This is a genomic window from Angustibacter aerolatus, assembly GCF_054776675.1.
In genome coordinates, this window is the sequence record NZ_BAAHBM010000081.1 from 1 (window position 1) to 14,439 (window position 14,439).

Consider the following 14,439-nt stretch of genomic DNA (forward strand, 5'->3'; position numbering starts at 1 on the left):
GCCGGCGGCCTGCTGCCGGTCTGGGTCGTGCCCGACGTCGCGTGGACGCTCGTCGTGCCCGCCGGCGGGGCCCGGTCGGCGGCGCCGTACGACGACCCGGTGGCGCTGCTCGGCGGGCGCCGGCTGCGCAACCGCGCACGTCCGTCGATCTGCCTGGTGGGCGATGGCCCGCGCGGCGTGGTCGTCGTGCACGAGGCCGGGCGCCGCGCCGACCTGCGCTGGCTGGTCTGGACCCGCGGCGTCGGCCTGACCCGCACCGAGGGGCTGGCCCCGGCGACCCCGGGCCTGGTGGCCGAGGTGGCGGGCGTGCCGGCCCGCCGCGAGCGGCTGCGCGGCGTGCTCGAGGCGGACGACGAGCGTTCGGGCGCCGACGTGGTCGACGACGTGCTGCGGGCGCTCGCGCTGCCCGGCGCCGGCGTGCCCCTGGGGCACGTGCAGGCCGCCGACCTGCCCGGCGCCGAGCTCGTCGAGCCGGCCGCCCGGGCGGTCGAGCGGTTCGACGCGTTCGTCGCCCACGAGGCGCGGCTGGCCGCCGAGCTCGAGCACCAGCAGCGCCACGACCCGCCGGACGACGCGCCGGCCCGAGGGAGGACCCGATGAGCCGCCGCGTGGTGGTGCTCGACTACGGCTCCGGCAACGTGCGCTCCGCCGTGCGCGCGCTCGAGCGGGTGGGTGCCGAGGTCGAGCTGACCGCCGACCGCCGCACCGCGATGGACTGCGACGGCCTCGTGGTGCCCGGCGTGGGCAACTTCCACGCCTGCGTCGCCGGGCTGCGCGCGGTGCGCGGCGACGAGGTGGTCGACCGCCGGCTGGCCGGCAACCGACCGGTGCTCGGGGTGTGCGTGGGCCACCAGGTGCTCTTCGACGGCTCGACCGAGCCGAGCCTCGACCCCCGCGAGGGCCTCGGCGAGTGGCCGGGCACGGTCGAGCGGCTCCCGGCGTCCGTCGTCCCGCACACCGGCTGGAACACCGTCGAGGCCGCACCGGGCAGCCGGCTGTTCGCCGGCATCGAGGCGGAGCGGTTCTACTTCGTGCACTCCTACGCCGTGCAGCACTGGGGGCTGCAGGTCACCAACCCGCGCTTCACCGAGCCCGACGTCACCTGGGCGACGCACGGGTCGCGGTTCGTGGCCGCCGTCGAGCAGGGCCCCCTGTCGGCGACCCAGTTCCACCCCGAGAAGAGCGGCGACGCCGGCGCGCAGCTGCTCGAGAACTGGGTCCGGTCGCTGTGACCGGGCCCGCCGACACCGAGGAGACCACCCGCGTGAGCGACCCGACCCCGCTGGCCCCGCTGCAGCTGCTGCCCGCCGTCGACGTGGTCGAGGGGCGGGCGGTGCGCCTGGTGCAGGGCGAGGCCGGCAGCGAGACGGCCTACGGCGACGCCCTCGACGCCGCGCTGGCCTGGCAGGCGGGCGGGGCGCAGTGGGTGCACCTCGTCGACCTCGACGCCGCGTTCGGCCGCGGCAGCAACCGCGAGCTGCTCGCCGACGTCGTCGGCCGGCTGGACGTCGACGTCGAGCTGAGCGGCGGCATCCGCGACGACGAGACCCTCGACGCGGCGCTCGCCACCGGGTGCCGACGGGTCAACCTGGGCACGGCCGCGCTCGAGGACCCCGCGTGGACGGCGTCCGCCATCGCCCGGTACGGCGACCGGGTGGCCGTCGGGCTCGACGTGCGGGGCACCACGCTCGCGGCGCGCGGCTGGACCCGCGAGGGCGGCGACCTGTGGGCCACCCTCGAGCGGCTCGACCGCGACGGGTGCGCCCGGTACGTGGTCACCGACGTCACGAAGGACGGCACCCTGCGCGGCCCGAACCTCGACCTGCTGCGCGAGGTGTGCGAGCGCACCAGCGCGCCGGTGGTGGCCAGCGGCGGCATCAGCAGCCTCGACGACCTGGTGGCGCTGCGGGCGCTGACGTCGGTCGGGGTCGAGGGCGCCATCGTGGGCAAGGCGCTGTACGCCGGGGCGTTCACGCTGCCCGAGGCCCTCGACGTGGCGGGGAGGGTCGGCTAGTGGCCAGGCAGCCGGTGCTGACGCCGCGCGCCGACGACTTCCCGCGCTGGTACCAGGAGGTGCTGGCCAAGGCCGAGCTCGCCGAGAACGGCCCGGTGCGCGGCACGCAGGTCATCCGTCCCTACGGCTACGCGATCTGGGAGCGCATGCAGGCCGAGATGGACGCCCGCATCAAGCGCGCCGGCGCCCGCAACGCCTCGTTCCCGCTCTTCATCCCGCAGTCCTACCTGCAGCGCGAGGCCGAGCACGTCGAGGGCTTCAGCCCCGAGCTGGCCGTCGTCACGCACGCCGGCGGCAAGCAGCTCGACGAGCCGGTCGTCGTCCGCCCGACGTCCGAGACCGTCATCGGCGAGTTCATGGCGCGCTGGACGTCGAGCTACCGCGACCTCCCGCTGCTGCTGAACCAGTGGGCGAACGTCGTGCGGTGGGAGCTGCGGCCGCGGCTGCTGCTGCGCACCAGCGAGTTCCTCTGGCAGGAGGGGCACACCGCGCACGCCACCGAGCCCGACGCGGCGGCGTACGCCCGCCGGATCCTGCACGAGGTCTACGAGGACTTCATGCGCACGGTGCTCGCGGTGCCGGTGGTCGTGGGCCGCAAGACGGTGCGCGAGCGGTTCGCCGGCGCCACCAGCACCATGACGCTCGAGGGCATGATGGGCGACGGCAAGGCGCTGCAGATGGGCACCAGCCACGAGCTCGGGCAGAACTTCGCGCGGGCCTTCGACATCGGGTTCACCGACGCCGAGGGCACCCGCCGGCACGCCTGGACGACGTCGTGGGGCAGCTCGACCCGCATGCTCGGCGGTCTGGTCATGACGCACGGCGACGACGCCGGGCTGCGGGTGCCGCCGCTGCTGGCGGCGCTGCAGGTGCTGGTGACGGTCGTGCGCGACGGCGACGGCGTGCCCGAGGCCGCGCACCGGCTGGTCGACGAGCTGGTCGCCGCGGGGGTGCGGGCCGAGCTCGACGACCGCACCGACACCCCGTTCGGTCGCCGCGCCGTCGACGCCGAGCTGAAGGGCGTGCCGCTGCGGGTCGAGGTCGGCCCCCGCGACCTCGCCGAGGGCTCGGTCACCCTGGCCCGCCGGGTGCCCGGCACCAAGACGCCGGTCGCGCTGGCCGACGTCGTCGCCACCGCCGTGCAGGCGCTCGTCGACGACCACCGCGCGCTGTACGACGAGGCGCTCGGGCGCCGCGAGGCGCGCACCCACGAGGTCGCCTCGGTCGAGGAGGCCGTCGAGGTGGCGGCCACCGGTTGGGCGCGGCTGCCGTGGGCGGCCGTGGGCGTCGAGGGCGAGGCCCGGCTGGCCGAGCGCGGTGTCACGGTGCGCTGCCTGGTGCGACCGGGTGGCGGCGTGCCCGAGTCGGACGACGAGCCGGGCGCGATCGCCGTCGTGGCCCGGGCCTACTGATGAGCAGCGGGCCGCACGACTCGGCGGGCGTCCCCTGGGGCGGGCGCGAGCTGCCGCGCGGCGGCTTCGACGGCGACGACGGCTCGGCCGACCCCGCGCTGGTCGAGGCGCTGCAGGCGCTCGCGGCAGGGCGCGGCGGCGAGCCGGAGGTCGTGGCGGCCCTGGCTGTCGCGCGGGTGCTGGTGCCGGTGGTGGCGGTGCTCGGCGAGGGGGAGGAGACCACCCACGGCACGGCCGACAAGAGCGCCGACATGGCCCTGGTCACCCTCACCGCGCCCGACGGGCGGCGCGCGCTGCCGGTGTTCAGCGGCCAGGAGTCGTTGCGGCAGTGGGACCCCACGGCACGGCCGGTGCCCGTCGACGCACGGCGGGCGGCGGTCTCGGCGGTCGCCGAGGGCTGCGACGTCGTGGTGCTCGACCCGGCCGGTCCGCTGCCGTTCGTGCTGCCGCGGCCCGCGCTGTGGGCCATCGGCCAGGGCCGGTCGTGGGTGGCCGCCCACGACGACCCGGACGTGCTGGCGGCGCTGCGCCTCGCCGTCCGCGACGAGCCCGACGTCGTCGACGTGGCCGGCGAACCGGGGGAGCAGGCCCAGCTGCGGGTGCGGCTGCTGGTGCGGCCGGGCCTCGATCCCTCCGCCGTCCGCGAGCTCGGCGGCCGGGTCGGCGCCGCGCTGCAGGCCAGCGACGTCGTCCGCGAGCGCGTCGACGGCGTCGAGCTGGCGCTGGCGGCCGCGCCCGACTGAAGCACCCGCTCCGCAGGCCGAAATGCGCTGGACGGGCGGCGCCGGGGCCGCGAGGGTCGGCGGCGTGGAGCAGCTCTGGGACGACGAGGTGGCCGCAGCGTACGACACCCCCGGCGAGGGGGTGTTCGCGCCCGACGTGCTGGTCCCGGCGGTCGACCGGCTCGTCGAGCTGGCGGCCGGCGGCCGGGCGCTCGAGCTCGCCGTCGGCACCGGACGCGTCGCCGTGCCGCTGCTCGAGCGGGGCGTGCCGGTCGCCGGCATCGAGCTGTCGACGTCGATGCTCGCGGTGCTCCGCGAGAAGGTCGACGAGCACCGGCTGCCGGTGGTCGTCGGCGACATGGCGACGGCCCGGGTCGACGGCGAGTTCACCGTGGTCTACCTCGTGTACAACACCATCTCGAACCTGCTGACCCAGGACGCGCAGGTCGAGTGCTTCGCGAACGCCGCGCGGCACCTGGCACCGGGCGGCTGCTTCGTGATCGAGCTGTGGGTGCCCGAGCTGCGCTCGCTGCCGCCGGGCAGCCCGGGGTCGGTGCAGGTGTCGCAGCCGGGCTACCTGCTGGTCGACGTGATCGACCCGCTGCACCAGCTGCTCACCTCGGTGCACGTGACCTTCGACGACCGGGTGCCCGGTGACGACGCCCGCGCGGCCCGGGTCGGCCGCAGCCCGCACCGCTTCGTCTGGCCGTCCGAGCTCGACCTGATGGCCCGGCTGGCCGGGTTCCGGTTGGAGTCGCGGCACGCCGACTGGTCGGGCACGCCGTTCACCGCCGACTCGACGTCGCACGTGTCGGTCTACCGGCTCGCCGCCGATGAGTCGGGCGACCGCCGGGCGTCTGCACCGGCATGACACGGATCACGGCCACCACGTTCGTCTCGCTCGACGGCGTCACCCAGGCACCCGGCGGCCCCGACGAGGACCGCGACGGCGGGTTCGACCGCGGCGGCTGGGCGGCGCCGTACGTCGACGAGGAGTTCGGGGCCTTCGTCACCGAGGTGTTCGACCGGGCCGCGGGGTTCCTGCTCGGCCGCCGCACCTACGAGATCTTCGCGGCGTACTGGCCCGAGCACGGCGAGGCGGCCGACCCGATCGGCGACCGGCTGAACCGGCTGCCCAAGCACGTCGCCTCGCGCACCCTGCGCGACCCGGCGTGGGGTCCGACGACGGTGCTCGACGGCGACCTCGAGCGCCAGGTGCCCGAGGTGCGCGACGCCCTGGGCGGTGCCGACGGCGGTTCGCCGGGCGACGCGGAGGGCGAGCTGCAGGTGCACGGCAGCGTGCGCCTGACGCAGTGGCTGCTCGCGCACGACCTGCTCGACGAGCACCACGTGCTCACGATGCCGGTGGTCGTCGGCGGCGGGGGTCACCGGTTGCACGCCGACGACGCACCGGCCACGGCGATGCGCCTGGTCGCGAGCCGCACCACGGGCAGCGGCGTCGTCGTCGCCACGTACCGGCCGGCCGGCGCGGCGACGTTCGGCACCGTCGGCGCCTGAGACCCCGGTCCGGTGCCGCCGGCCGCCCGCGCAGGGGGCGGGTCGGACGGCGGCCCGGTCGCCGGGTGTCGGAGGGCGCTGCGAGACTGCACCTCGTGCCGCTGACCCCCTACCGCCGCGTCCTCGCCGTCCCCGGGGTCCGTTCGCTGACGCTGCTCGGGGTGCTGGCCCGGGTGCCGCACACGGCCATGAGCGTGGTGCTGACCGTGCACGTCGTGCAGGGGCTGCACCGCGGGTACGCCGCAGCGGGCCTGGTCGTCAGCGTCATGACCGTCGGCTCGGCGCTCGGGTCGCCCTGGCGCGGGCGGATGGTCGACCGGCTCGGGCTGCGCCGGGCGCTGCTGCCGTCGGTGGTCGCCGAGGGCGCGGTGTGGAGCGCCTCGCCCTTCCTGCCGTTCGAGGGGCTGCTCGTCGCCGTGCTCGTCGCCGGTCTGCTGGGTCTGCCGGTGTTCACGGTGACCCGGCTCGGGCTGGCCGCGCTGGTGCCCGAGGTGCAGCGGCGGGCGGCGTTCGCCCTCGACTCCATGGCCGTCGAGGTGTCGTTCATGGCCGGCCCCGCGCTCGGCGTGGTGGTCGCCACCTCGGTCTCGACGCACGTCGCGCTGCTCGGCATCGCCGTCACCAGCGTGCTGGCCGGCATCGCGCTCATGGTGCAGGACCCACCGGTGCGCGCGCCGCAGGAGCCCGCCGTGGCCGCGCCGCTCGAGCATGCTGCGTCGGCTGCGCCGGACCGGACGGCGGGACCGGCCCGACCAGCCCGACCAGCCCGACCGGCCAAGGTGCCCGTGACCCCGCGGCTGCTCGTCGTGCTGGCCGTGACCGCCGCCTCGACGGTGGTGCTCGCCGGCACCGACGTCAGCATCGTCGCCAGCCTGCGCGAGTCGCACCAGCCCGGCCTGACCGGCCTGGTCACCGCGGTCTGGGCGCTGGCCTCGCTCGTCGGCGGCCTGGTCTACGGGGCGGTGCCGCGCGGCGGCACGCCCCTGGTGCTGCTGCTCGGGCTGGGCGCGCTCACCGCCCCGGTCGGGCTCGCTCCCGACGGCTGGTGGCTGGTGCTGACGGTGGTCCCGGCCGGCCTGCTGTGCGCGCCGGTGATGACCGCGACGTCCGAGGCGATCACCGCGCTGGTGCCCGAGCGGGCGCGGGGCGAGGCGATGGGCTGGCACGGTTCGGCGCTCACCACCGGCGTCGCGCTGGGTGCGCCGCTCGCCGGCGTGGCCATCGACCGCACCGGGGCGTGGGCCGGGTTCGGCGTGGTGGGCGTGGCCGGCGTGCTGCTGGCGCTGCTCGGGCTGCTCGTGGTGCGGATCCGGCGCGGGCCGGCTGCAGCCACCGGTGCGGGTGTCGAGGCGGTCGACGAGGCCGAGCAGGTCGGGGTGGGGGCCGTCGGTGCGGCGGCCGAGGCCGTCGAGCGGGTGGCGCCGGGTGCGCCGGGGCCGGTCAGCTCACGAACCCCGTGACCCGCTCGCCCGGCCCCTGACCCGGGGCGTCGGGCACGGGGGAGGCCTCGCGGAAGGCCAGCTGCAGCTCGCGCAGACCGTCGCGCAGCAGGCGCGCGTGCTGGTTGCCGACCTCGGGCGCAGCCGCGGTGACGAGTGCGGCGAGCACCGTGATGAGCTTGCGCGCCTCGTCGAGGTCGCGGTGCAGGACCGTGCCGTCGGTCGGCTCGTCGGCGCCGAGGCCGACCTTCACCGCGGCGGCGCTCATCAGGTGCAGCGCCGCGGTGGTGATGACCTCGATCGCCGGCACCTCGGCGATGTCGCGCACGGCGTCGGCCGTCGGATCCGCCGTCGGGTCCGCCGGCTGCCCGGTGGGCTGCTGGGCGGGCTGGTCGGCGGGAATAGCGGCGTCGGCGTCCATGCTGATACCCTCGCAGACCGACCGACCTACGACGTGACCAGCCCCTCGGGGACGGGCACGGCGCAGGTGCGCAAGCGGAGTCTCTCCCACCCGTGCGGCCGTGCAGGCTGCCGGGTCCCGGTCCAGCTCGGCCGTTGCGGCCGGGTCGAGCGTGCCCCGGCGCGCCGGCGACGCCATCGGCGTCCCCCGGTGCCTGGTGACGGCTCGGGGTGGAGGCTCCTCTCGCGACGGCGACGGGAGCCTTTCTCGTCGTCGTGGTCTCCGTGACAGCACCGAGGAGCACAGACATCACCACCGAACCCCGTATCAACGACCGCATCCGCGTCGCCGAGGTGCGGCTGGTCGGACCCAACGGCGAGCAGGTGGGCATCGTGCGCGTCGAGGACGCGCTCCGGCTGGCGCAGGAGGCCGACCTCGACCTGGTCGAGGTCGCCCCGACGGCGCGGCCGCCCGTCTGCAAGCTGATGGACTACGGCAAGTTCAAGTACGAGAACGCGCTGAAGGACCGCGAGGCGCGCAAGAACCAGATCAACACGGTGATCAAGGAGATCAAGCTCCGGCCGAAGATCGACCCGCACGACTACGGCACCAAGAAGGGCCACGTCGTCCGGTTCCTCAAGGCCGGTGACAAGGTCAAGGTGACCATCATGTTCCGCGGTCGCGAGCAGTCGCGGCCCGAGCTGGGCTTCCGCCTGCTGCAGCGCCTCGCCGAGGACGTCGCCGAGCTCGGCTTCGTCGAGAGCTCGCCGAAGCAGGACGGCCGCAACATGATCATGGTCCTGGGCCCCACGAAGCGGAAGGCCGACGTCAAGGCCGAGGAGCGCCGCCGGCGCACCTCCGACGACGGGTCGACCGAGCCGTCCGACGACGTCACCACCGACCAGACGGATCAGCCCGACCAGACCGACCTGACCGACCAGGCTGCCGAGCAGGCGCCCGCCGAGACGGCCGAGCAGCAGCCCGCGCAGGCCTGACGGCCCGCACCACCCAGCGGGCGGCCCACCCGGGCCGGCCCCAGACGATCGCTGCCCCGGCACGGGGACGGCGGTGCACGACGGTCCGCGCCCACCGGCGCGGCCGAGACGACGAGGGAGAGACGGCAGCCATGCCGAAGAACAAGACCCACAGCGGGGCGAAGAAGCGCTTCCGCGTCACGGGCACGGGCAAGGTCATGCGCGAGCAGGCCAACAACGTGCACAAGTTCGAGGAGAAGACCTCCAGCCGCGCCCGTCGCGTGGCCAAGGACGTCATCACCTCGCCCGCCGACGTGAAGCGGATCAAGCGCCTGCTCGGTCGCTGACCGACCCCCCTCTCGTCCCACACACTGAAGGAGAACTCACGTGGCACGCGTGAAGCGGGCGGTCAACGCCCAGAAGAAGCGCCGGGTCGTCCTCGAGCGGGCCAGCGGCTACCGCGGCCAGCGCTCGCGGCTGTACCGCAAGGCCAAGGAGCAGGTCACCCACTCGCTGACCTACGCCTACCGCGACCGCAAGGCGAAGAAGGGCGACTTCCGTCGCCTGTGGATCCAGCGGATCAACGCCGCGGCCCGCGCGAACGGCATGACCTACAACCGCTTCGTCCAGGGCCTGAAGGCCGCGGGCGTCGAGGTCGACCGTCGCATGCTGGCCGAGCTGGCCGTCAACGACGCGGCGGCCTTCACCGCGCTCGTCGAGCTGTCGCGCGCCAACGTCCCGGCCCAGGTCCCCGTGGCCGCCGAGACCGACGCGGCCTGACCTGCCCCGCCCGATCCAGGGTCCCGGTGCCACCGACGCGCCGGCCCGGCCGACCCGTTCGCAGCCGCCCGCTGCCGTGGTGAACCCACGCAGCGACCGGGTGCGGGCGGTGCACCGGCTGGGCCGGCGCGTCGCGCGCGTCCGGGCCGGCCGGTTCGTCGCGGAAGGGCCGCAGTCGGTCCGCGAGGCGGTGCACGCGCACGTCGCCGCCCGGGCCGCCGGCGACCACGGCGGTCCGGTGGTGCTCGAGCTCTACGCGACCGCCGCCGCCGCCGACCGGTACGCGGCCGAGCTCGACCTGGCCCGCGACAGCGGCCTCGCCGTGACGCCGGCGACCGACGAGGTGCTCGCCGCGATGACCGACACGGTCACCCCGCAGGGCCTGCTCGCCGTCTGCCGCACCCTCGACCGGCCGCTCGCGCAGGTGCTCGGTGAACCGGGCGACCCGGCGTCCGTGCCGTCGCTCGTGGCGCTGCTCGCGCAGGTGCGCGACCCGGGCAACGCGGGCACCGTCATCCGGGCCGCCGACGCCGCCGGGGCGGGGGCGGTCGTGCTCACCGAGGCCAGCGTCGACGTGCACAACCCCAAGTGCGTCCGGGCGACGGCCGGCAGCCTGTTCCACCTCCCGGTCGCCCAGGACGTGCCGCTGACCGACGCCGTCGAGGCGCTGCGGGCCCGCGGCCTGGTCGTGCTGGCGGCCGACGGGGCGGGCGACGCCGACCTCGACGACCTGCTCGACGACGTCGAGCGCGACGCCCGCGACGACGCCGGTCTGCCGACGGCCCTGCTGGCCCGGCCGACGACCTGGCTGCTCGGCAACGAGGCCTGGGGGCTGCCGCCCGAGCAGCGGGCGCTGGCCGACGCCGTGGTGCGGGTGCCGCTGCACGGGCGGGCCGAGAGCCTCAACCTGGCGGCCGCCGCGACCGTCTGCCTGTACGCCTCGGCGCGCTCGCAGCGTCGGGCGCAGCGCCGCGAGCACGGCACTCGGTAGCATCTGCGCATGGGGACCGCTCAGCAGGCCGGCGCGGCGTCCTCGCGCGCCGACACCCAGCCGCTGCGGCTGCGCGACCTCGAGCTCGACACCGTCCCCGGGCTCGCCCTCGACCTCCTGCCCGACGGCGTGGTGGTGATCGGCGCCGACCGCGTGGTGCGGCAGGTCAACGCCGCCGCCGAGCGGGTGCTGAACCAGGCCGGCTCCGAGCTGGTCGGGCACGACGTCCGCGAGTGCCTCCCGCTGCAGGACACCGACGGCCGCGGCTGGTGGGCGCTGACCGACCCGTGGGGCGGCCTGCAGACCCGCACCGGTCACCGCGAGCGGCTGATGCTGCTGCCCGGCGAGGGCACCCCGCGCGAGGTGCTGGTCACCGCCACGTACCGGCGTCCCGGTCCGGGGCAGCCGGTCGACCTGGTGGTGCTGGGCCTGCGCGACGCCGTCGCGCGGCAGCGGATGCAGGAGGAGCACGGTGTGCTCATCTCCACGGTGGCCCACGAGCTGCGCTCGCCGCTGACGTCGGTCAAGGGGTTCACCGCGACCCTGCTGCGCCGGTGGGACCGCTTCACCGACGACCAGAAGCGGTTCATGCTCGAGACGATCGAGCACGACGCCGACCGCGTCACCCGGCTGATCACCGAGCTGCTCGACATCTCCCGCATCGACGCCGGCCGCCTCGAGGTGCGCCGGCAGCCGGTCGACGTGCCCACCGCCGTCCGCCGCTACGTCGACCGCATGGTCGCCAGCGGGCACGCCGAGAGCACCTTCCAGGTCGTCGTCGAGCGCGAGGTGCCCGAGGTGTGGGCCGACCCCGACCGCCTCGACCAGGTGCTGGCCAACCTGCTCGAGAACGCCGTGCGGCACGGTGACGGCACCGTCGAGGTCGTCGTCGCGGCCCGCACCGAGCCGATCGGCGACGGCGAGCCGGTGCCGGTGCTGGCGGTGACGATCAGCGACGAGGGCGAGGGCATCGCCGAGGAGGACATGCAGCGCGTGTTCACCCGGTTCTGGCACGGCCGCAGCCGCGGTGGCACCGGCCTCGGGCTGTACCTCGTGCGCGGCCTGATCGAGGCCCACGGCGGTCGCATCGCGGTGAGCCGGGCGCCGTCGGGCGGCGCGCGGTTCCGGTTTACGCTGCCCGCCGAGGTGCCAGAGCACGTGGCCTGACGGCGGGCGCCCACCGCAGACCACCCCGCACCCCCGCGCCGCGCCCGGGCCCGATCCCGTCCCGGCGGCGCACGCCAGAGAGCAGGTACCCCGTGTCCGGACCCAACACCAGCTACGACCCCGTGCGGGTCGAGGCGCTGTCCGAGGAGGCGGTGCAGCAGGCCGTCGACGCGGCCCTCGCCGCCGTCGCGACGGCCGCCGACCTCGACGCCCTGAAGGTCGCGCGCCTCGAGCACGCGGGCGACCGCAGCCCGCTCGCCCTGGCCAACCGCGAGATCGGCGCGCTGCCGCCGGCGGCCAAGGCCGACGCCGGACGCCGGGTGGGTCAGGCCGGCGGCGCGGTGCAGCAGGCGCTGGCCGAGCGCACCGCGGTGCTCGAGGCCGAGCGCGACGCCCGGGTGCTCGTCGTGGAGACCGTCGACGTCACCCTGCCCGTCGACCGCGTGCCGGCCGGCGCGCGGCACCCCCTGCAGCTGCTGTCGGACCGCATCGGCGACCTGTTCGTCGGGATGGGCTGGGAGATCGCCGAGGGTCCCGAGGTCGAGGCCGAGTGGTTCAACTTCGACGCGCTGAACTTCGACCCCGACCACCCGGCGCGGCAGATGCAGGACACCTTCTTCGTCGAGCCGCCGGAGGCCGGCCTCGTGCTGCGCACCCACACCTCCCCGGTGCAGGTGCGCTCGCTGCTGGAGCGCGGCGTCCCGACGTACGTCGTGTGCCCGGGTCGCACGTACCGCACCGACGAGCTCGACGCGACGCACACCCCGGTGTTCTCGCAGGTCGAGGGGCTCGCGGTCGACGAGGGCCTGACGATGGCGCACCTGAAGGGCACCCTCGAGCACTTCGCCCGCGCGGTGTTCGGCGACGACGTCGTGACGCGCTTCCGCCCGTCGTACTTCCCGTTCACCGAGCCGAGCGCCGAGATGGACCTGCGCTGGCGCACGCCGGCGGGGGAGCGCTGGCTCGAGTGGGGCGGCTGCGGCATGGTCGCGCCGAACGTGCTGCGCGCCTGCGGCGTCGACCCCGACCGCTACTCGGGCTTCGCGTTCGGCATGGGCATCGAGCGCACGCTGATGCTGCGCCACGGCGTCGCCGACATGCACGACATGGTCGAGGGCGACGTCCGGTTCAGCCGCCACTACGGGATGGAGGTCTGAGGTGCGGATCCCGCTGAGCTGGCTGCGCGAGCACACCGACGCCGACGCGAGCACCACCCCCGAGCAGGTGCAGGCCGCGCTCGTGCGGGTCGGGCTCGAGGAGGAGGCGCTGCACGGCGGCGACATCACCGGCCCGGTCGTCGTCGGCCGCGTCGTCGAGCGCGTGCCCGAGCCGCAGAAGAACGGCAAGACGATCAACTGGTGCCAGGTCGACGTCGGCGCCGCGAACGGCGGCGTGCGCGGCATCGTCTGCGGTGCGCACAACTTCGACGCCGGCGACCACGTCGTGGTGTCGCTGCCGGGTGCGGTGCTGCCCGGCGGGTTCGCGATCTCGGCGCGCAAGACGTACGGCCACGTCAGCGACGGCATGATCTGCAGCTCGCTCGAGCTCGGCGTCGGCACCGACCACGACGGCATCGTCGTGCTGACCCCCGAGCAGGTCGCCGGCGTCGCGGTGGGCGACGACGCGCTGCCGCTGCTCGGCCTCGACGACGTCGTGGTCGAGGTCAACGTGACGCCCGACCGCGGGTACTGCTTCAGCCTGCGCGGGCTGGGTCGCGAGTACGCGCTCGGCGCGCGCGGCGCCTTCACCGACCCGGTCGATCCCGCCCGGTTCGAGGCGGCCCCGGCCGACGGCCGCGGCCACGAGGTGCGGCTGACCGACGACGACCCCGTGCGCGGTCGGCCCGGCTGCACGCGCTACGTGGCACGCACCGTGCGAGGCGTCGACGCCGCGGCGCCGAGCCCCGACTGGATGCAGCGGCTGCTGCAGCAGCTCGGCATGCGGCCCATCTCGCTGGCGGTCGACGTCACGAACTACGTGATGCTGGTGACCGGCCAGCCGCTGCACGCCTTCGACCTGGCCACCCTGGGCGGTCCGGTCGTGGTGCGTCGGGCGGCGCCGGGCGAGCGGCTCACGACGCTCGACGGCGTCGACCGCGCCCTGCACGCGGAGGACCTGCTGGTCACCGTCGACGAGCCGGCCGGCAGCCGGGTGCTGGCGATCGCCGGCGTCATGGGCGGCGCCGACGGCGAGGTCACCGACACCACCCGCGACCTGCTCGTCGAGTCGGCGCTGTTCGACCCGGTGACGGTGGCCCGCAGCTCGCGCCGGCACAAGCTGAGCACCGAGGCCAGCCGCCGCTTCGAGCGCGGCGTCGACCGCGACCTCGCGCACCGCGCGGCCGAGCTCGCCGTCCGGCTGCTCGTCGAGCACGCCGGCGGCACCGCCGACGGCGTCACCGACGTCGACGAGCGGACGCCGGTGGCGCCGATCCGCATGGCGGCCGACCTGCCCGCGCGCCTGGTGGGGCGCGAGCTCGACGCCGAGACGGTCGACGGCGCGCTGCGGGCCGTGGGCTGCGAGGTGGAGCGCTCGGAGGACGACCTGCTGGTCACGCCCGCGTCGTGGCGACCCGACCTCGTCGAGGGCGCCGACCTCGTCGAGGAGGTCGCCCGCGTCGCGGGGTACGACCAGATCGTCGGCGTGCTGCCGCCGGCCCCCGCCGGTCGTGGCCTGACCCGTGCGCAGCGGCTGCGGCGGCTGGCGTCGACGGCGCTCGCCGAGCACGGGTACGTCGAGGTGCAGACCTACCCGTTCGTCGCGCCGGGCCGGCTCGACGCGCTGCAGCTGCCGGACGACGACGACCGCCGGCGGGCGCTGCGGCTCGCGAACCCGCTCAGCGAGGAGGCGCCGCTGCTGCGCACCGCCCTGCTGGAGACGCTGGGCGACGCGGCCCGGCGCAACCACGCCCGCGGCACCCTCGACCTCGCGCTGTTCGAGGTGGGCCGGGTGTTCCGTCCCGGCGCCGCCGACCGCCCGCAGCCGCCGCGCCCCGAGCCCGCCACCCGGCCGGACGCCGCCG

Annotated in this window: 15 protein-coding genes and 1 pseudogene; 15 read left to right on the top strand and 1 reads right to left on the bottom strand. The window is 75.9% G+C overall.

The window, feature by feature from the left end; all coding sequences use genetic code 11:
- From ACYVI6_RS15230 to ACYVI6_RS15265, 8 genes and pseudogenes are all read left to right on the top strand, one after another.
- Positions 1 to 600: pseudogene (locus tag ACYVI6_RS15230) on the top strand (hypothetical protein); the annotation flags it as partial.
- Entirely contained in the window at positions 597 to 1,232 is a 636-nt protein-coding gene (gene hisH, locus ACYVI6_RS15235) for an imidazole glycerol phosphate synthase subunit HisH (RefSeq protein ID WP_460447180.1), read from the top strand. The pseudogene ACYVI6_RS15230 and the gene hisH, both read left to right, overlap by 4 nt.
- Before the next feature lie 32 nt (positions 1,233 to 1,264).
- Positions 1,265 to 2,014: a bifunctional 1-(5-phosphoribosyl)-5-((5-phosphoribosylamino)methylideneamino)imidazole-4-carboxamide isomerase/phosphoribosylanthranilate isomerase PriA gene (priA, locus tag ACYVI6_RS15240; protein WP_460447181.1), complete on the top strand. Its 750-nt coding sequence runs from the start codon at positions 1,265 to 1,267 to the stop codon at positions 2,012 to 2,014.
- A complete protein-coding gene (gene proS / locus ACYVI6_RS15245) occupies positions 2,014 to 3,426 on the top strand; it encodes a proline--tRNA ligase (protein ID WP_460447182.1) in 1,413 nt (470 codons plus the stop codon). Before priA ends, proS begins: the two co-directional genes overlap by 1 nt.
- Entirely contained in the window at positions 3,426 to 4,169 is a 744-nt protein-coding gene (locus ACYVI6_RS15250; RefSeq protein WP_460447183.1) for an SseB family protein, read from the top strand. The genes proS and ACYVI6_RS15250 overlap by 1 nt, the downstream gene beginning before the upstream one ends.
- Positions 4,170 to 4,191: 22 nt before the next feature.
- Complete coding sequence (locus tag ACYVI6_RS15255) at positions 4,192 to 5,019, top strand: class I SAM-dependent methyltransferase (RefSeq protein WP_460447184.1); 828 nt, start codon at positions 4,192 to 4,194, stop codon at positions 5,017 to 5,019.
- Entirely contained in the window at positions 5,016 to 5,666 is a 651-nt protein-coding gene (locus ACYVI6_RS15260) for a dihydrofolate reductase family protein (protein ID WP_460447185.1), read from the top strand. Before ACYVI6_RS15255 ends, ACYVI6_RS15260 begins: the two co-directional genes overlap by 4 nt.
- Positions 5,667 to 5,761: 95 nt before the next feature.
- Positions 5,762 to 7,126, top strand: coding sequence for an MFS transporter (locus ACYVI6_RS15265; RefSeq protein WP_460447186.1), 1,365 nt, complete (start codon positions 5,762 to 5,764; stop codon positions 7,124 to 7,126).
- Here ACYVI6_RS15265 and ACYVI6_RS15270 read toward each other — a convergent pair.
- On the bottom strand, positions 7,107 to 7,526 hold the full coding sequence (locus ACYVI6_RS15270; RefSeq protein WP_460447187.1) for a DUF1844 domain-containing protein: 420 nt from the start codon (positions 7,524 to 7,526) through the stop codon (positions 7,107 to 7,109). The genes ACYVI6_RS15265 and ACYVI6_RS15270 overlap by 20 nt on opposite strands.
- A 263-nt stretch (positions 7,527 to 7,789) precedes the next feature.
- On the opposite strand from ACYVI6_RS15270, the gene infC reads away from it, so the two are divergent.
- The 7 genes from infC to pheT form a co-directional block, all read left to right on the top strand.
- Positions 7,790 to 8,500 (top strand): translation initiation factor IF-3, encoded by a 711-nt coding sequence (gene infC / locus ACYVI6_RS15275; RefSeq protein ID WP_460447188.1) that lies wholly within the window; start codon positions 7,790 to 7,792, stop codon positions 8,498 to 8,500.
- Between the two features lie 131 nt (positions 8,501 to 8,631).
- Positions 8,632 to 8,826: a 50S ribosomal protein L35 gene (gene rpmI / locus ACYVI6_RS15280; protein ID WP_284287399.1), complete on the top strand. Its 195-nt coding sequence runs from the start codon at positions 8,632 to 8,634 to the stop codon at positions 8,824 to 8,826.
- Positions 8,827 to 8,866: 40 nt separating this feature from the next.
- Entirely contained in the window at positions 8,867 to 9,259 is a 393-nt protein-coding gene (gene rplT, locus ACYVI6_RS15285; RefSeq protein ID WP_460447189.1) for a 50S ribosomal protein L20, read from the top strand.
- 76 nt (positions 9,260 to 9,335) lie between these two features.
- A complete protein-coding gene (locus tag ACYVI6_RS15290) occupies positions 9,336 to 10,250 on the top strand; it encodes a TrmH family RNA methyltransferase (protein WP_284287398.1) in 915 nt (304 codons plus the stop codon).
- Positions 10,251 to 10,253: 3 nt separating this feature from the next.
- Positions 10,254 to 11,417 carry a sensor histidine kinase gene (locus ACYVI6_RS15295; RefSeq protein ID WP_460447192.1) on the top strand — a complete coding sequence of 388 codons (1,164 nt, stop codon included), beginning with the start codon at positions 10,254 to 10,256 and terminating at the stop codon, positions 11,415 to 11,417.
- A 92-nt stretch (positions 11,418 to 11,509) separates the two neighbouring features.
- Entirely contained in the window at positions 11,510 to 12,574 is a 1,065-nt protein-coding gene (gene pheS / locus ACYVI6_RS15300; RefSeq protein WP_460447190.1) for a phenylalanine--tRNA ligase subunit alpha, read from the top strand.
- 1 nt (position 12,575) lies between these two features.
- Positions 12,576 to 14,439, top strand: a 1,864-nt coding sequence (pheT, locus tag ACYVI6_RS15305; RefSeq protein ID WP_460447191.1) for a phenylalanine--tRNA ligase subunit beta, incomplete at its 3' end; no start/stop codon positions are given.